The sequence below is a fragment of the Pedobacter superstes genome (assembly GCF_037622515.1).
In the GTDB taxonomy this organism is placed as follows: Bacteria; Bacteroidota; Bacteroidia; order Sphingobacteriales; family Sphingobacteriaceae; genus Paradesertivirga; species Paradesertivirga superstes.
Genome location: NZ_JBBJCN010000002.1, coordinates 691,051 through 709,833 on the forward strand (window position 1 = coordinate 691,051; position 18,783 = coordinate 709,833).

Below are 18,783 nucleotides of genomic sequence, written 5' to 3' on the forward strand. Positions count from 1 at the left end.
AATGTGATGAAATAGGTAGAGGTGTTGTAGAATCCTTTTTAAGGCTGCCTAAGATAAGCTCAGCCAATTTCTTAAATCATACAGGAAAAGGCTTGAAATTTGTACAATAAAAAGATCTAAATATCACTATTCAGGGCCTTTTTTGCATTTATTAGTTCAAATCAATCTCTTTCAATCCATACCTTTTGAGAGCCATAAAGTGGATTAGGATCAAAGTTATGGAGATTTCAATCTAAGGGATTTTCCAGGGAAGTTATTTTACCCTGCAGGAAATAACAGAGGTGGAACGCCATTGAGATCTTAAGGGCATGATTCTTATCCTGAGAAAGAAATTATTCAGAAACTATTTATCCGGCACTATCAGCAAACTCATTATTCCGGCACCACCAGAGGTAAGGTGAACCAAAACGTACTCCCTTCGCCTTCTTTACTTTCTGCCCAAACTTTTCCATTATGCCGGTCAATGATTTGTTTAGTGATATAAAGTCCAATTCCTAATCCCGATATATGCGGATTTACATCTTCGATGCGATAAAACCTGGAAAAAATTTTTTCCAGCTTATCAGGAGCTATTCCGCAGCCATAATCTTTAACACCGATCTTAATTTCGTTTTCGGTACAGCTTAAAAAAACATCTACTTTAGTTGAATTTGAAGAATATTTAATTGCGTTGGTTAATAAGTTAACAATTGCCTGCTCCATCCTGTTAGGGTCACCAACAACCGTTAAATTATCGCAGGTAGAATGAAGTATTATTTCATGACTATTATTTGTGTGATCAAAAATCTCTATGGCATTATCAACTACTTTTAGTATATCAAAATTCTCATTGGAAAACCTGAGCTGATTCGCCTCAATTTTTGAAACGTCCAACATGTCCGACACTAAATTGCTTAGTTTACTTACTTGCTGTAAGGTTTTATCAATAAACTGTTGACTCTTAGCTCCTTCATTTAATCGGCCGATAATTTGAAGATAGCCATTAATGCTTGTTAAAGGTGTTTTTAATTCGTGACTTGCTAAACCAATAAACACATCCTTCTTTTGATTTAACTCTTTAATTTCAGTGAATAGCTGTTCTCTGATTTCGAGGTCTTTAATCTTTTCGCTAATATCGCGGGCTATTTTGGAAGCACCTATGATATTTCCGTTTTTATCCAGAACCGGAGAGACAGAAAGTGAAACAGGAATTTCCCTGCCATCTTTACTAATACGGATTGTATCAAAGTGATCTATTTTCTTGCCTAGGGAAATATTACCTATGATGATATCCTCTTCATGAAATCTGGATGGAGGAATCAAGAGAGATATGTGCTTACCGATTATTTCGTCTTGTGTGTAACCGAATAACCTTGTAGCAGATCTATTCCAACTTGTTATAATCCCATTAAGCGTTTTACTGACAATTGCATCCGAAGAACTATCCACAATAGCGGCAAGGATAGCCTGCTTTTCGTCTGCAATTTTCTTATCGCTGATATCACGGGCTATTTTGGATGCTCCTATGACCACCCCCTGGCTGTCGATAATAGGTGAAACCGTCAGAGAGATCTGTATTTCCCGGCCATCTTTAGCGAGGCGAATAGTTTCAAAATGGTCTACCCTGTTTCCTTTAACAACATTGCCAATAATAATTTCTTCTTCCTTAATGCGGGATGGCGGTATTAAAACTGTTATGTGCTTACCAATAATCTCTTCACCGGTGTAGCCAAACATTACTTCTGCAGCCTTATTCCAGCTGGTGATAATTCCCTTCAAGGTTTTACTGATAATAGCATCATCAGAGCTATCTACAATAGCAGCCAAAATAGCCTGCTTTTCATCTGCAGCTTTCTTGTCGCGGATATCACGCGCTATTTTAGATGCTCCTATGACCGTTCCGTCGCTGTCAACAATGGGTGAGACAGTCAGAGAAACAGGTATCTCCCGACCATCTTTAGCAAGTCGGATAGTTTCAAAATGGTCTACTCTCCTTCCTTTAACAACATTGCCAATAATAATTCCTTCTTCCTTAATGCGGGAAGGCGGGATTAAGATGGATATGTGTTTCCCAATAACCTCCTCACCAGTGTAACCAAACATCACTTCTGCAGCTCTATTCCAGCTGGTGATTATACCTTTCAGAGTTTTACTGATAATAGCGTCATCAGAACTATTTACAATGGCTGCAAGTAAGGCCTGCTTTTCTACCTGACTTAATACAAATTCAACATTCTGAGTTGCCATTCTTTTATTTTAGTCCCATTATTGATTTTTGATTCTTACTAAAGGTGCCAGAGATCATTGCCAAAAAGTAAGATCCGGGAAATAAGTTTAAAAAACTTAATTTTGAGAGAGTTGTAAATATAAAAAACGCCATGAATATAAATCATTTTTTCAGGGCGTAAAGCCTTCATTCTTCAGGTAATGCAATACAATTATTGAAATTCTTTAATTGCTTCCCCTATATCATAAACATCGCTCCTTACATTTAGTTCTGACGAAATGATAGAACTAGCGGCTGCACTTCTATAACCACCGGCACAATGTACAACAATCGGTTTATTCGTAGGGATTTCTTCAATCCGGTTTCTTAATTCAGCGAGAGGTATATTTATGCTGGAGGAAAAAATTTTATGCTCATTTACTTCAGAGGAGTTTCTGACGTCAACAATAGTATAATTGTTCTGGTGTGCTTTAAACTCGCCTTTATTAAACAATTCATTTTTTTGCTGAACATAATCAATGATAAATGCTTCCCGGATCTGTTGTTCGTACCCGATAGCAGCTGTTCGTTCTATCATTCTCTGTAATTGTTCTGCAGTGCTAGCTGTTAGGTAGAACTCTTCATGAGGTTTAATAATACTTCCTAACCAGGTTTCGAATTTATTTCCTTCCATTATATTAACAGAATGAAATAAATGCCCTTTTTTAAACTCTTTATCATCTCTGACATCTACGACCCAAAGGTCCTTCTGTAATCTGCCTGCAGAATTTTCATCTGTTACAGGATCAGCTATATGCACATTCGACACACTTACAGAGAATGCGGGAGCGCCTTTTTTATTTAGTTCTACATTAAATGAAAAATAGGCTGGAATAAAGGGCAGATCTGAGAGCAATTCCTTGACAAACTCTTCCTGTGACATTTTCTGCAAAGACCAGTTACCCATTTTTTCGGCCCCGATTGTACTTCTGCTCGCCTCGCTAAGTGCTTTTCCGCAGAGTGTTCCGGCACCGTGTGCAGGATAAACCAAAACATCATCACCCAGCTTCATTAATTTATCTCTTAGCGAAGAATACATTTTTTTTGCAAGTTCTTCCCGCAATGCTTCCTTCGCTCCGCCAGATTCCCTCAGATCAGGACGTCCGCAATCACCGACAAAAAGGGTATCTCCTGTGAATACCACTTTGTTTTTACCATCATATTCTAAAACCACCGAAATGCTATCTGGTGAATGACCCGGAGTATTTATAGCATTCAACTTTATTCTTTCAAACTCAATACAATCACCTTCATCGAATACAACATGGGGAAAACCTGCTTTGGTAAATCTACTGCCATAAATTTTCGCTCCAGTTTGCTGATGAATTTCCAGATGGCTGCTCACAAAATCTGCATGAGGATGGGTTTCAATTACCCCTATAATCAGTGCATCGTTTTCATCTGCAAATTTATAGTATTGATCAGGATTCCTTGAAGGATCGATTAAAACCATTTGTTTTTTACTCTCGCTTAAGATTGCATAGCTATAATGAGAGAGGTTTTTATCTTCAAACTGCTGGATTTTCATAACTAAGATCTCCTAAATTTCATTCTATGCAATATTGAAGATAAAAATATTATCCAGTTTGGTGATAACCTATTAACTTTTTGCATCTTAAATATTAATTAGCACCAAGGGAGTGGCGCGCAAAACATGACTGGTACCGTAAAATATTACCTTCCCCGAGCTATAAGCCCCCAGAGAGATTCCAATTAAGCTGATGCATTATATCCTGCCACTTCCATAACTTAATACAAAGTGTTTAGAAGAGGAGAATTTAAATGGTGACAGAGGTCCCTTTATTAACTAAAGAATTTGAACTCTGTCCTGATTCCTGATTAATCTGAAAACCTCTGCTCTAAAAAGACAGACTGTGTTTAGTATCGCTTAACCTCAAACTTTGACAAGCCTCCCCTAAGGTTTAATATAATAGTTTTAAGGGAATCGTCATAGTTATTTGTAATGTAGGATCCATCTGCTTGTTTGGTGAAACCGTTAAAGTCATTAGAAGACAATCCTGATTCCGTAGTTATTTTACAGGCAGCAGTTCTCGGAACAAATACTTCGATTTCAGAAACTCCTGTCTCAACTGATACCGTAGTGGTTTTAACAGGCTCGGCAAGTTTAATCTTAAATGATGCGGCTCCTCCCTTTATGGATAAACTATTAATTTTAAAAGGCGACAAATCAAGGTTAGCCAGGCCCGCTCCCATTTCTAAATTAATATCCCATACAGGATTTGAATTTAATTTAATTGTTGCCTTATTGCCATCATTATCTTTTGAATGCCAGTTAGACTTGCCATTCATTTTAAAATTCAGTACATGGGCACTATCATCAATGGTTCTGAACAATGAATAATTGCCAAAATTCTTTTTAACATCAGCTTCAAAAAGATTGCTTGTCGTATCTTTCAAGATATACCTGGTTGCCCCGCCTTTTATATTTAAAACAGCTTTCCCAATACTGTCATTATATTCTTCGATAAATGTGTTCGTAACTGATTCATCATGAGAGTCTGTTCCATCTTTATTAAACGTCCACCGCGAATCGTTATCATCTGAGGTAAGTCCTTTGTAAGTAATAAAACCAAGTACTATCAAGGTTAACAACACCGATATAATTGCTCCGGTCCGCGAGTTATCTCTCGAAAAAAGGAGGTTGGCACCTATCAGAATCAATGCGACAGGCCAAAACTTAAAGATTACCTGCCAATAAAAATCTATTACTCCAAAATTTTGAAGCAATAAAACACCTCCGATAAATACCAGGATAATCCCCCAAATAATTTTTTCAGTTCTCATCTAATTATAATAAAGTTTGGTCATCCTTTTTAATAATATCTTCATCTGCCGGCTTCACCTCCGGACTGATCACCGGAGGCTTGCTGACAGTCAGGTCAGGAGGCATTTTTTTACCAGATTTAAATATGATCGCAAGGCCTAAAGCTATTAATATTACAGGCCATAATTTAAATATTGAAAACCAATCGGGAATTATATCAAGTTCGGCCAATAAAAACCAGGCTCCCAGTGAAATCAAAATCAAGCCGGCTACAATCCTTCCCGAATCACTTTTGGGTTTAGCACCCGGAAGAACAGGCTGAAACGATTGTCTGTACATATCCGGATTATCCTGAACTTTATAGTCGGGGTTAAAATCAGGAAAGTTCTGTAAAAATGATCTTTCAGGCACAACAATCCAAAGGATAATATAAAGAAGGACTCCGGAAAAGCCGAACACCGCCAATACAATAAATATTACTCTAATCAGAGTAACATCAATCAGCAGATAATCTGCCAGTCCTGACGCAACCCCGGCAATCATCTGGCTTTGCTGATTTCGTTCTAGTTTTTTCTCCATGATCTTAGTATTAAACTTGCCCTGTCAAGGGCCTAATAATTATTTCCTCCGGATTAGAGCCGGCACTAGTGTTCAGGCAATATAAAACAGCATTTGCGACATCCTCAGAGGCTATAAAAAGCTCTTTGGGCAAATCGGTACCGTCCCATGAACTGGTCAGGGTAGAACCCGGGAGAATAGCGGTTACTTTTACTTTATGTTTCATAAGTTCTAACCTTAACACTTTTGTTAGACCCAGCAATGCAAGCTTTGTTACAGTATACGAACCAGCTGCTGCTACGGGGTGTATCGCTGCAATGGAGCATATATTTATAATGTAACCCGACTTATTGTCGCGCATTTTTCTTCCAAACACTCTGCATAAAGTATAAGCCGTGTGTAAATTAACTTGTAATTGAGTGGTTAAATTAGATTCCTCCTCATCCAGTACAGAGCCGGGATGAAATATTCCAACATTATTTATCAAAACATCCACCTGCTGAAACTGTTGTAGAACAAAGTTTGCAAACGCAGTGACTTGCAGTGGGTCAGCACAATTGGTGCTTATTCCAACCGCCCGGATAGAGGGATGTTGTGACATTAGCTCCTGGCAAAAAGAATCGATTTCAGACTGATTTCTTGAACAAAGTGCGAGATTATATCCCGCTTCAGCCAATTTTATGGCAATGGCTTTTCCCATTCCTTTCGTTGCACCTGTAATAACTGCGTTCATACTGAATTAAATTTAAAAGTATTAAGTCAAAAGCCTTAATTTAGCCCTAAAAATAAGAATGGTTTTCCAACCCCTTGGTAGATATATTTTATTATTAAAAGCAGTTTTCAGAAAACCTGAAAAATGGAACATCTACCGTAAAGAAATTTTTCATGAAATGACTTCTATAGGCGTTGGCTCTGTAGGCATTATTGCAATAATATCCATTTTTCTTGGAATGGTAACTACAGTTCAAACAGCCTTTCAGTTAGTCAGTGATCTTATCCCAAAATCCATTATCGGTTCCATTGTCCGTGATTCTACAATTCTTGAGCTCAGCCCCACTATTTCAGCTATTGTTCTGGCGGGTAAAGTAGGCTCAAGTATTTCTTCTCAAATAGGAACAATGCGGGTCACCGAACAAATTGATGCCTTGGAAATTATGGGAATCAATTCACCCGGGTATCTTATTATGCCCAAGATTATAGGCGCTGTAATTACCATTCCCCTTCTGGTGATCATTTCAATTGCACTGAGTATTTTTGGAGGCTACCTGGCAGGAACGATCTCGGGAGCAGTATCTCCTAACGATTTTATAACAGGTCTGTCAGAAGGTTTTGTTCCCTTCACTGTAACTGTTTGCATGGTAAAATCTGTACTTTTCGCATTTATTATCACTTCAGTTGCTGCTTACCAGGGATTTTATACTTCCGGAGGCGCATTAGAGGTAGGTATCTCCAGTACCAGAGCTGTAGTGGTAAGCTGTATCGCTATTTTATTTACCGATTACCTTGTGGCTCAATTATTATTATGATAGAGATTAAAAATATCCATAAAACTTTTGGAGAAAATTACGTTTTAAAGGGGATCTCAGCCAAGTTTGAAGCTGGTGATAACAATTTGATTATCGGTGGATCAGGATCCGGAAAAACAACGCTTATGAAATGTATGGTTGGTTTGCACGAACCAGACCAGGGCTCTGTTATATACGATGGCCGTGATTTTACAAAGTTAAATTTCAAAGAACGGATAGACATACGAAAAGAAATTGGAATGCTGTTTCAGAGTTCCGCATTGTTTGATTCGATGACAGTGGAAGAAAACATTATGTTTCCATTGAACATGTTTACCGACGACCGCCGGAAGGAAAAATTAAAACGTGTAAATTTTTGTCTTGACAGGGTTAACCTTGAAGGAACAAATAAACTATATCCTGCCGAACTCTCCGGAGGAATGAAAAAACGTGTTGGAATTGCCCGTGCAATTTCCATGCAGCCAAAATATCTTTTTGTTGACGAACCCAACTCGGGACTGGACCCTAAAACTTCTATCGTTATAGATGATTTGATAAACGAAATCACAGAAGAATATCAGATAACCACAGTAGTTGTAACACATGACATGAACTCAGTTATGGGAATCGGAGAAAGTATCATTTTCCTTTATGAGGGGCAAAAAGAATGGGAAGGTACCAATAAAGAAATTGCACATACCGACAATAAAAACCTAAACGACTTTGTGTTTGCGAGCAAATTCACTCAGGCTGCAAAAGAAAAACTATAAAACTCCTGCCCCCTGATAGGGCTTTACAACTATATTTTTAAATGATTCAATTACTTACACCACAGCATTGGAAAGATTACGAACTGATTGACTGCGGTGATTTTGAAAAACTCGAAAGATTCGGCGATGTCACGCTGATCAGACCCGAACCTCAGGCGGTCTGGGCCAAACAATTGCCAGCCTCCGAGTGGCAAAAGCTTCACGACATTAATTTTAAAGGGCGCTCTGCAACTTCTGGAGAATGGGTGAAAAAGAATCCAAAAACACCAGATCGTTGGCATATAAATTATAAAAATGATCAGGTATCAATTAAACTGCGCCTGGGTCTGACCTCGTTTAAACATGTGGGAGTTTTCCCTGAGCAGGCAGTGAACTGGGATTATATTTCGGAAACCATCAGTAAATTTAAAACACCCGAGCCAAAAGTTCTTAACCTTTTTGCTTACACCGGAGGTGCTTCGATAATAGCCAAGGCAGCCGGCGCAGATACCACGCATGTTGATTCGATTAAACAAGTTGTAACCTGGGCCAATGAAAATCAGGAACTGTCAAATGTTAAAGATATTCGCTGGGTGGTAGAAGATGCATTGAAATTCGTAAAACGCGAAATCAAACGCGGAAAAAAATACAATGGTATTATTCTCGATCCACCATCTTATGGACATGGGCCCAACGGGGAAAAGTGGAAATTAGAAGATCATATTTTAGAAATGATGCAGGAAGTGAGTTTACTTCTGGATGAAGAAGAGCACTTCCTGATCTTGAACAGTTACTCTTTGGGCTTCTCATCTGTCATTGTTGAAAACCTTTTAAAAGGAAGTTTAAAATCCTGCAATAACCTTGAAATCGGTGAGTTATATTTGCAGGCGAAAGCAGGCAATAAATTACCTTTGGGAGTATTTGGAAAAGTAAGAAAAATAGCAATTTAGGAAATTGCGTATAAAAATTTAAAACAAATCAATTCTACACTGTAAATCAATTTTAATGACAATAAATAACATGTACAAAGCTGTTTTGGGAGTTGCTATACTGGGCACATTGTTCAGCTGCACACAAAATGTAAATACCGGCAATAATGCTGAGGCAAAAGGTAAGGACACCACTGTAATTACAAAAGAAAAAGAAGCTGATGTTACTACCTCAAATAACAACGGCACCATTGACACGGCTTTGTATAATCAAAAAGTACGTGAGAATAGCAATGGCGATACCACGGGATTATGGCCGGTGAAAAACCAACCTTATCCCCTGCCTGGTGCAATTCTTCCTTTCAAGAGGATTGTTGTGTATTACGGGAATATGCATTCGAAAAAAATGGGTGCGCTGGGAGAATATGCCCCTAAAGAAATGTGGAGACGATTAAATGCAGAAGTTAAAAGGTGGGAAAAAGTAGACCCGAAAACTCCGGTACAAAAAGGCATTCACTACATTGCTACAGTTGCAGCCGGCTTGCCAGGAAAAGACGGAGCCTATGTGAACAGGATGCCTGAAAAACAAATTGACTCGGCATTAGCCATTGCGAAAATGGAGAATGCTATTTTGTTTCTTGATATCCAGGTAGGATTAAGTACTATCCAGAAAGAAATTGGCAGATTTGATAAATATCTGAAGATGCCTCACGTGCACTTAGGAATCGATCCTGAGTTCGCAATGAGAAAAAAAGGGGTTGTTCCCGGAAAGAAGATAGGGACATATGATGCCGAGGAATTAAACTTTGTCTCAGACTACCTGGCTAAGATAGTGCGCGAGAATAATCTTCCCCCTAAAGTATTTGTAGTTCACCGATTTACACAGGGAATGGTGACCAATTACCAGAACATCAAACTCCGCCCGGAAGTACAAATTGTAATGCACATGGACGGATGGGGCGAGCCTGAACTAAAACACGGCACATATCGCAACCATATCCGAAAGGAACCGGTTCAGTTCACAGGATACAAAATTTTCTATTACAATGATTTGAAAAAGGCTCCTCACAGATTAATGACACCTGAGGAACTGATGAAGCTAAAACCACAGCCTATATATATTCAGTATCAGTAATATTATTCAATCCATAAAAAAGAAGCGCTCCTGTTATAATATATAGGGGCGCTTCTTTTTTATATCTGATTTTGCGTGAGTTCTGGGGAATAGCACCAGCGCCGGATTTACTTTCTATCAAACCGGTTATATTCAGGAAGCCAGTTTTGAATGGTATTACTATATGCGGATTTGTTAATCAGGTCTACTGCGATTGCGGTTTTTGTTCCGGTATAAATATTAGAGTCGGGAAGCTTTTGGGTTAGTATAGATGTATAAAATTCTTTAAGTGCATACCAGGTTCCATCTTTTGTAGCTTCGGGCAATATAGGGGTACCTCCGTCTTTGTCCCAGGTAATTTTTGTTGCACCCGTTACGCCATCAACAATGTCTGATTTCTGATTATTCCCTTCCGGATAAAACATCCCCTGATTCATTAATAAAGAAACTGTTCCTTTCGATCCTTTAATCTTAAACAAATAACCATCTCTTTTATTTGAACAGGTTGCGCCAAAATTGCCAATCATACCCGCCTTCTGATACCTTAGAGTAGCTTGTATGTTATCGAAGGTTTCCCGGCCATCTTTGTAATAATCGATTCCGCCTGTTGCGTAAATTTGATCGGGCTGAGTATTAAATGCCCAATTTATAAAGTCGATTTGGTGTGAGAGTAATTCTGCTGCTAATCCCCCGGAATACTCTTTATACATTCGCCAGTTTACCTGTCTTTCTAAAGAAGGATCGGGAAGTGGCCTCCGCCAACTGGCATTTCTGTCCCAACGACAATCTATCTGAGTAATTTTACCCAAATAGCCTTTTTCAATCATTTCCTTAACCTTATAATACAATGGCGATGAACGGTATTGATGACCAACCTGCAAAACTTTTAAAGGATATTGTGACTTGGTTTTAATAAGCTCAATAGCCTGATTGGTATTGTATGTCATGGTTTTTTCCAAATAAACATGTTTCTCAGCTTTTAAAGCATTCTGAGCTATTTCATAGTGCATGTTCAATGGGGTAGCGATTATTACGGCATCAATAGTTTTATCGTCCAGAACGGTACGATAGTCTTTATATGACTTAAAATCCTTTGAGACATCAGCATTTCTGGCATTTTGCAATCTGAAGTCCAAAAGGTCACAAATTGCGGCTATTTCAAACTGTGGCAATTCTCTCATTACATTCATGATACCCACACCTCTATCTCCACAGCCAATTATACCAATCCTTATCTTCGGCTCAGCTATTAGGTCATTAGCGAACAATAATTCATTAGATAACACGAGTGATGAAGCGAAAACGCCCGCATTTTTTATAAAAATCCTTCTTTCCATTTAGCCCTAATTATTAACAAAATTTGGAAATCCCATCGATGAGGTATCAGCAATACTATTGTCTCTTTTAAGGTAGATAAAGTAAGCTGCCATATCTTTCCTGTTTTTTAAATAGTGTAAAGACTTTTTTACTCCCCAACTCATAAAAACGTTGTCGAATCCATCTGAAGTAATCCCATCTTTTGCCCAAACGGTAACACTTATCATTTCATTATTTATAGGATCCCCTGTTTTGGGATTAATAAGATGACTCAACCTCCTATTCCCCTGCATCTTAAATTTTCTATAATTACCCGAAGTAGTAATTGCACCCTGGCTAACGGTTATTACTTTTTGCAGGGAAACACTTACCTTATCTTCAGGAGATTCAATTCCTATTTTAAACCGGCTCCCGTCGTTTTTTATTCCATTCACCCGTATTTCTCCCCCTAATTCAACTAAATAATTTTGTATTCCTTTCTCTTCTAAAAATTGCGACAATACATCTACAGTATATCCTTGGGCAATACCATTTAAGTCGACCTCTACGCAACTCTTTAATTTAATCAGGCTATCGTTATTTAATTTTAAATTTTGGGAACCCAGACAAGCTAAAGCTTTCTGAATCTGTGATTGTGTCGGATTTTTTGTAGCATCATTAACTCCAAATCCCCAAGCCTGAACCAATGGCTTCACCGTGACATCAAATACGCCATTAGTCTCTTTATAAATGGCCAAAGATCTCTCTATCACTTTTTTAAAATGCGGGTCAATTCTGATACCTTTTGGAGACTGGTTAAACTGATTGATTAAGGAATTGGGTTTATAAAGTGACATGGAATTATCAATAACGTTCAGAATACTATCTATACTGGCTTTTGAGATAATACTATCGCGGGCATAATAATTTAATTGCCAGGTTGTGCCTTGAGCAAAACCCGACAATTGATAACGGTTAAATGGCTGATATGCTATAAATGAAGTTAATGAAATGATAACTAACAAAGTCAACAGCATCAGATAATTTCTAAATTCAACCCTGCCAACTTTCATCTGTCAAAAACATCCTAATACTTAAATATTTTACCCCCTACCATAACTTCCTGATTTTTAGAATCAAAAAAAGCTTTCTCCCCGGTTCGGCCGGCTGCATTTGTCATGATATTGGCAATAGAATGATAGTACCCTGCTTCAACAGGTGCATTAGGCTGCTTTCTGCTCCGAACACACTCCATCCAATTACGCATATGATTAGAAGTCAGAATATCCGCGCCGGTGTTGGCTGAAGCTACAACTTTAACTGCGTTTTCAGACAAATTTACTACAGGCAACAGATTAGCTTTCAGGCTCATAGCGCTTGCATGCTTTTCACTTAACCCTCCTTTCGGTGATACTTTGTTTGTTATTAAATTTAATTCGCCGCCATTTGAATAGTAAATCTCTGCCGGACTTTCGTCGCCATTGTGCATTCTCGAACTAAAAGTAACCTGAAAGCCATTTGAAGGATCATCTTCTTTCCCATAGTCGAAAACTGCTGTGGTTGTATCCCAGTTTCTACGGCCATCTTTCCATTGATAAATCCCACCGTTAGATACGACACTTCTCGGATGTTTCAGGTTTGTAAACCAATGAACAGTATCTATTTGATGCGACATCCACTGGCCAGGCATACCTGATGAATAAGGCCAGTACAAACGATATTCCAAATATTTTTTCGCATCCCATTCTTCATAAGGACGATTCAGCAGGAACCGTTTCCAGTCTGTATCTTCCTCTTTGCATTTTGCAACTAATTCAGGCCGTCTCCATCTTCCTGGCTGGTTAACGTTCCAGGTAAGCTCCACCATTGTAATATCACCAAATTTGCCTCCCTTGATGAAATTTTCTGCCGCCTTGTAATTCGATCCGCTTCTGCGCTGAGAACCTATCTGCACAATCCGGCTGGAAGATTTCACAGCCTTTAATGCAGCTCTGTTATCTTCCATTGTTTCGGCAAAGGGTTTTTCTACATAGGCATCACAATTAGCCTGAACAGCTTCAATAGTATGTAAAGCATGCTGAAAGTCCGCAGTACTGATGATTACGGCATCCAGATCTTTCATCTGGTACAGTTCATCATTGTTACGAAAGGCCTTTATTTTATTACCGGTTTTTTCTTTTAAAAATGTTTCACCTTCATCTCTTCTCAGTTTCCATAGGTCAGAAACCGCTACAATATCAAAATTCAGTTCTTTATTATGGTTTAAAAATGAAGGAAACAGGGAAGAACGAAATCGATCTGAAAACCCCACTACCCCAACTCTCACACGATCGTTAGCTCCGATAATCCTCCCATAACTTTTTGCACTGAAACCCATTGTGCCTAAATAAATTCCGGCTGATGCAATTGCGGATTGTTTTATAAACTTTCTTCTTGAATTTTCCATCTGGTTCTAAAAATTAATTCAGTTCTCTTAATTTAATACTTCTGAAAGACACAGCATCTCCGTGATCCTGCAACAGAATGCGGCCTTTCTCAGCCATTCCAAAGTTCACCCAATCTTTATATTTACTTATTGCTACCAGGTCAGAAAATTCTTTAGATCCCCTCTTATATTCCAATACCTTATATCCGTTTAAAAAATATTCTACAGTATTATTCGGAGAGACCCTGATAACCCCCTGATTCCATTCTCCAATTTTTTTAATAGATGCAGAAATTTTATTTGAGGGCATTAAATCATATAAAGAAGCAAGCGTGCGATTACCGTTTCGCCCTAATTTAGCATCAGGATGCTTTTCATCATCCAGGATCTGATATTCAAGACCAATCGCAGACCCCTTATTTAATTCAGATTCGGTAACAAAATATTTAACGCCACTATTCGCTCCTTCAGATAATTTAAAATCGAATTTTAATTCGAAGGCTTTATACTCTTTAGTGGTCACAATATCTCCCCCATTGGTCGATTCAGATCCATCTGATTTTAGTACAGATAGAATACCATCCTTAATTTCCCATCCTACCTTAGGAAACTCTTTTTTGTAAGCGCCCCTCCAGCCTTCAGTTGTTTTACCATCCCATAATAATTTGAAACCACTTGCTTTTTCCTGAGCAGATACATTATTTTTCAAAAGATTTACTACAAAAATATTATCATGGGGAGAAGGCTTTAAGTTTGTGGTTTTAATACGAATGTTCCGCCAGCGGACCTGGGTTCCGGGAGCCTTGTTTTTATCAATAGAGTGAACCTGAAGAGCTATAAAACCCTCTTTGGTTTTGTCGTCTATTAAATGCGCCGTTGGAATACCATTCACCCAGGTTCTAATTGTGCTACCGATACATTCTATTCTGTACTTATTCCAGGTATTATTTTTAAATGCTTTTTTTCCTTCAGGATTTAGCTCCAGAGGGTACAACCAGCCTCTTCTGGCCTCGTCATAAATACCACCACTCCAGGCCCTTTCTGCAGGATCTATTTCGACCTGGTATCCGTGAACTCTTCCATTTTGATAATCTGCAGAGCTCAGGCTTCTGATCTGAATTCCGGAATTCATGCTGGTATCCACCAGGAGTTCAAGTTCCAAAATAAAATCCCCATAATTTTTTTCTGTAACCAGGAATGAATTCGGCTCTTTACTCACCGTTGTACCAACTATTTCACCATTTGACACTTCATACCTGGCTTTTCCATTAAGTTGTCTCCATCCGCTTAAATTCCGTCCGTTAAAGAGATTCTCCCAGGAATCTTTTGAAGACTGGGCCTGTACAGTAAAAATATTAATCACGCAAAAAAATAGTAAAAGAGAATTTAGTTTCATTTTTTGAATTGGTTATATAATTTGAAAATCTGGCTAATCAGCTAGATCAAACTTATCTAAAAATATTTGGATAACAATCAAATCCGATCACTTCCGTTTAAGAGCTTAGCGTTCTATTCTTAAATATAACATTAGGATGATTTCCATGTTGTTATCTTTATTCAACAATTGAACTAAGGGCTTACATTAATTAATATCTATCCGAAATGAATGAGAATCAAACAAACAAGACGTCATTCCATACAGATTCGGCCACATTTGGCGCAGGATGCTTCTGGTGCACTGAAGCAATTTTCCAGTCGCTAAAGGGTGTTTCAAAGGTATCTTCAGGTTATATGGGAGGACATAAAGACAATCCTACTTACGAACAGGTATGTAGTGGAGTTACCGGCCATGCAGAAGTTATTCAAATAGATTTCGACCCCAATATTATCTCCTTCGAAGAACTTTTATTAGTATTTTTCAAGACCCATAATCCTACAACATTAAACAGACAGGGGAATGATATTGGCACTCAATACCGCTCTGTTATCTTTTTCAATAGTCAGGAGCAAAAAGAAAAAGCCAATAGAATGATTGATGATTTAACTAAAGAACTGGTTTTTGATAGTCCAATTATTACCGAAGTTTCTCCGATTTCTGATTTTTATAAAGCAGAAGATTACCATCAAAACTATTTCAATCAAAATTCCGGACAACCCTACTGCGCTTTTGTAATTAAGCCTAAGCTTGCGAAATTTGGTGAAAAGTTTAAAGAAAAAATAAAGCCAGAATTACTTTAGTCCTCTTTTTTATAAAACACTTTCCTAACGAGTTCTATGTTTCAAGGACAATCGTCATTCCACACGGACCGTCATTGCCGGCCCGACCGGCAATCGTAATGCGTTATTCTGGAGTATCTTATTGTGCGCTGCATTAGGATTCCTGCCTAAAGGCAGGAATGACGTGGGAGGGCTTCCTTAAATCATCACGGGTACTTTCATGAATTAATAAATCTTAAAATAGTCCCAACTGTCCCTTTTCATCAATCTCAATATCGTCCGGATTAGTGATTTCGAAACTTACCTTTTTTGCAGGCTTTGCCTTTTCATCCTCTTTCCCAGAAGCTTTCTTTTTTTCGGGAGATACGACCGGATCTTTAACACTTTCACCTACCGTTATCGTCTCTTCCTCATTTGTAGTAACTTCTTTCTCGGCTTCAATATCCAGTTTTTCTTCTAATACCACCTCTTCTAATGAGACCTCCGCTACCGGATCTGGGACATCTTCCGGATCATCGTGTTCGGCAATCAATTCAATTGTTTTAATCTCATTAGGAGACAAGCGGTTACCCTGGGCTTTCATACCCTTAACATCAATAACATCAGCAAGGTTAATTTCTGATGTCTCCGGTGTTAAGCTTTTCCCTTTTAACGAGTCGACTTTTACAACAGGCTGGGCAGCACCCGAAATCAAAACCAGCTTAGAACCAGGTTCTTCATTAATAATACTGGTTACCTTTCCTATTGGAGTGTCTTCGAATAAGAAACGTTTAACGTAGTAAATCTTTGACTTACCATCAAAATGCACTACAGTAAATATCTTTTCAGGATCATACTTTTCAATAAGAAGCATTTTATCATCAAAGTGATTGCTCAGATCGAATGATGTTAATTCGAAAGCGCCATTGCTTAAAATGGTTAATATTTTATCCGGACCATCAAATTCACCCAGATATTTACCCCTTCCATCTGCGTTCAAACGTTTTAATATATCATCATACCAGATTTTCCGTCCCGCCAGAGTTGATACCCCTTTAGATTTAAGAGTGATTTTCTTAACAGGATATTTGCTTACGGTGTTCCCGATCGAACTGCGCCCCTTGATAGCTATTTCTGCAAAATCTAAGTCAAACTGAAGTTTTCTGAGCTTCGAATGCGGCTTGAGCTGAATATTAACAACTTCTGCTTCACCATTTGGATTAGCGGTAAAATACAGGGATTTAGATCCCTTTGAGCCTTTTGTTAAGTCGTATTCTTTATCGCGGGTAACCCCAAGAACCGTAAAACGCTTTACAAAAGATACGCCAGTTTGACCATCCTTATAAATCATGTTGTAAACGGTCCGTTCATCACCCTTTTTAAATACGCCCACATGCAGAATATCCTTTCCTACAAATATCTTGTCCTGCACTTTAGTAACCACACATTTTCCATCCTCACGAAATACTATAATTTCATCAAGGTCAGAGCAATCGCAAACAAATTCATCTTTACGCAATCCCGTTCCGATAAAGCCATCAGTACGGTTTACATATAATTTTACGTTTGCCAAAGCAACCTGGGTAGCATCTACCCTGTCGAAAGTCCGTAACTCAGTTTTCCTGCCCCTGTCCTTTCCGTATTTATCCCTTATTTTCTCAAACCATGCGATCGCATAATCAGTAAGGTGTTTTAAATGATGCTTTAATTCCTTTATCTCATTCTCAAGAGTTTTCATTTGATCATCCGCCTTTTTAACATCAAAGCGGGTGATACTGCTCATTGGTTTCTCAATAAGTTTTTTATAATCTTCAGGAAGGATTGGCCGGTAAAATTGGGGAAAGAAAGGCTCAAATAAACGATCCAGCACTTCAATTACCGCTTCAAACGCACCAGAATTCTCATAATCAGGATGCTTGTACATGCCCTCCTGAATAAAAATCTTTAATAGATTACTGAAGAAAATCCTTTCCTTTAACTCTGCCAGCCGGATTTCAAGCTCGCGTTTTAAAAGGTATTTTGTGTATTCAGTATTAGATATCAGAATATCATTTACACTCAGAAACTGGGGTTTGTCATCTCTGATTACACAAGTATTCGGAGATATTGAAACTTCACAATCGGTGAAAGCATAGAGTGCATCAATGGTAACGTCGGGAGAGATACCCGGAGCTAAATGAATAACTACTTCAACATTTTGAGCTGTATTATCTTCAATTTTTCTGATTTTGATTTTCCCTTTATCATTCGCCGAGATGACGCTGTCGATCAGACTTCCGGTAGTAGTAGTAAAAGGAATTTCTGTTATTGTAAGTGTTTTTTTATCTTTTTCTACAATCTTTGCTCTTACCCGAATCTTCCCTCCTCTCTGTCCTTCATTATAGGCAGAGCAATCCGCCATTCCACCTGTAGGGAAATCTGGTAAAAGATTTGGCCTGTTTCCTTTTAAAACTTCAATCGAAGCATCAATTAATTCAATGAAATTATGCGGAAGGATTTTAGTAGCTAAACCTACAGCAATCCCTTCGGCACCCTGGGCCAGTAATAAAGGGAACTTAACAGGAAGAGTAATGGGTTCTTTATTTCGACCATCGTAACTGTTTTGCCAGATTGTAGTGTCAGGATTGAAAACTACTTCATTAGCAAATTTTGACAAACGCGCTTCAATATAACGTGCTGCGGCTGCAGAATCTCCCGTTATCGGATCGCCCCAGTTTCCCTGTGTATCAATCAACAGATTTTTCTGACCGATTTGAACCATCGCATCACCAATAGAGGCATCCCCATGCGGGTGATACTTCATCGTATTCCCAATAACATTGGCGGCCTTATTAAAGCGGCCATCATCTAACTCCTTTAGAGAATGCAGAATACGTCGCTGAACAGGCTTTAATCCATCGTTAATATGTGGCACTGCGCGATCTAAAATTACATACGATGCATAGTCCAGAAACCAGTTCTCATACAAACCGTTGAGGGAGGTTACATTATGTAATTTTTCTTCGTTATCGAACTTATTGTCTAGTGATTCTTCACTCATC

Annotated in this window: 15 protein-coding genes; 5 read left to right on the top strand and 10 right to left on the bottom strand. The window is 38.4% G+C overall.

The window, feature by feature from the left end; translation table 11 throughout:
• Window positions 1–372 precede the first annotated feature (372 nt).
• The 5 genes from WG906_RS08480 to WG906_RS08500 form a co-directional block, all read right to left on the bottom strand.
• On the bottom strand, window positions 373–2,226 hold the full coding sequence (locus tag WG906_RS08480) for a PAS domain S-box protein (protein WP_339992140.1): 1,854 nt from the start codon (window positions 2,224–2,226) through the stop codon (window positions 373–375).
• 191 nt (window positions 2,227–2,417) lie between these two features.
• Entirely contained in the window at window positions 2,418–3,773 is a 1,356-nt protein-coding gene (locus WG906_RS08485; RefSeq protein ID WP_339992141.1) for an MBL fold metallo-hydrolase, read from the bottom strand.
• 350 nt (window positions 3,774–4,123) lie between these two features.
• Window positions 4,124–5,050 carry a toast rack family protein gene (locus WG906_RS08490; RefSeq protein WP_339992142.1) on the bottom strand — a complete coding sequence of 309 codons (927 nt, stop codon included), beginning with the start codon at window positions 5,048–5,050 and terminating at the stop codon, window positions 4,124–4,126.
• 4 nt (window positions 5,051–5,054) lie between these two features.
• Window positions 5,055–5,609, bottom strand: a complete 555-nt coding sequence (locus WG906_RS08495) for a PspC domain-containing protein (RefSeq protein WP_339992143.1) — start codon at window positions 5,607–5,609, stop codon at window positions 5,055–5,057.
• A gap of 10 nt (window positions 5,610–5,619) precedes the next feature.
• The gene (locus WG906_RS08500; protein WP_339992144.1) at window positions 5,620–6,321 is read right to left on the bottom strand and encodes an SDR family oxidoreductase; all 702 of its coding nucleotides are present in this window, start codon (window positions 6,319–6,321) and stop codon (window positions 5,620–5,622) included.
• 58 nt (window positions 6,322–6,379) lie between these two features.
• Here WG906_RS08500 and WG906_RS08505 point away from each other — a divergent pair, with 58 nt between their 5' ends.
• The 4 genes from WG906_RS08505 to WG906_RS08520 are packed head-to-tail and all read left to right on the top strand — an operon-like array spanning window position 6,380 to window position 9,906.
• Window positions 6,380–7,114 (top strand): MlaE family ABC transporter permease, encoded by a 735-nt coding sequence (locus WG906_RS08505; protein ID WP_339992145.1) that lies wholly within the window; start codon window positions 6,380–6,382, stop codon window positions 7,112–7,114.
• Window positions 7,111–7,863, top strand: a complete 753-nt coding sequence (locus WG906_RS08510; RefSeq protein ID WP_339992146.1) for an ABC transporter ATP-binding protein — start codon at window positions 7,111–7,113, stop codon at window positions 7,861–7,863. The genes WG906_RS08505 and WG906_RS08510 overlap by 4 nt, the downstream gene beginning before the upstream one ends.
• Before the next feature lie 41 nt (window positions 7,864–7,904).
• Entirely contained in the window at window positions 7,905–8,792 is an 888-nt protein-coding gene (locus tag WG906_RS08515) for a class I SAM-dependent methyltransferase (protein ID WP_339992147.1), read from the top strand.
• Between the two features lie 55 nt (window positions 8,793–8,847).
• Window positions 8,848–9,906, top strand: coding sequence for a hypothetical protein (locus WG906_RS08520; RefSeq protein ID WP_339992148.1), 1,059 nt, complete (start codon window positions 8,848–8,850; stop codon window positions 9,904–9,906).
• Between the two features lie 107 nt (window positions 9,907–10,013).
• On the opposite strand, the gene WG906_RS08525 is transcribed toward WG906_RS08520, so the two are convergent.
• The 4 genes from WG906_RS08525 to WG906_RS08540 are packed head-to-tail and all read right to left on the bottom strand — an operon-like array spanning window position 10,014 to window position 15,002.
• Entirely contained in the window at window positions 10,014–11,222 is a 1,209-nt protein-coding gene (locus WG906_RS08525) for a Gfo/Idh/MocA family protein (RefSeq protein ID WP_339992149.1), read from the bottom strand.
• Window positions 11,223–11,228: 6 nt separating this feature from the next.
• Window positions 11,229–12,254 carry an FAD:protein FMN transferase gene (locus tag WG906_RS08530; protein ID WP_339992150.1) on the bottom strand — a complete coding sequence of 342 codons (1,026 nt, stop codon included), beginning with the start codon at window positions 12,252–12,254 and terminating at the stop codon, window positions 11,229–11,231.
• A 14-nt stretch (window positions 12,255–12,268) separates the two neighbouring features.
• A complete protein-coding gene (locus WG906_RS08535) occupies window positions 12,269–13,627 on the bottom strand; it encodes a Gfo/Idh/MocA family protein (protein ID WP_339992151.1) in 1,359 nt (452 codons plus the stop codon).
• Between the two features lie 13 nt (window positions 13,628–13,640).
• Window positions 13,641–15,002 (bottom strand): 3-keto-disaccharide hydrolase, encoded by a 1,362-nt coding sequence (locus WG906_RS08540; protein ID WP_339992152.1) that lies wholly within the window; start codon window positions 15,000–15,002, stop codon window positions 13,641–13,643.
• Window positions 15,003–15,208: 206 nt separating this feature from the next.
• On the opposite strand from WG906_RS08540, the gene msrA reads away from it, so the two are divergent.
• The gene (gene msrA / locus WG906_RS08545; protein ID WP_339992153.1) at window positions 15,209–15,784 is read left to right on the top strand and encodes a peptide-methionine (S)-S-oxide reductase MsrA; all 576 of its coding nucleotides are present in this window, start codon (window positions 15,209–15,211) and stop codon (window positions 15,782–15,784) included.
• Window positions 15,785–15,998: 214 nt separating this feature from the next.
• On the opposite strand, the gene WG906_RS08550 is transcribed toward msrA, so the two are convergent.
• On the bottom strand, window positions 15,999–18,782 hold the full coding sequence (locus WG906_RS08550) for a DNA gyrase/topoisomerase IV subunit A (RefSeq protein WP_339992154.1): 2,784 nt from the start codon (window positions 18,780–18,782) through the stop codon (window positions 15,999–16,001).
• Between the last annotated feature and the right edge of the window lies 1 nt (window position 18,783).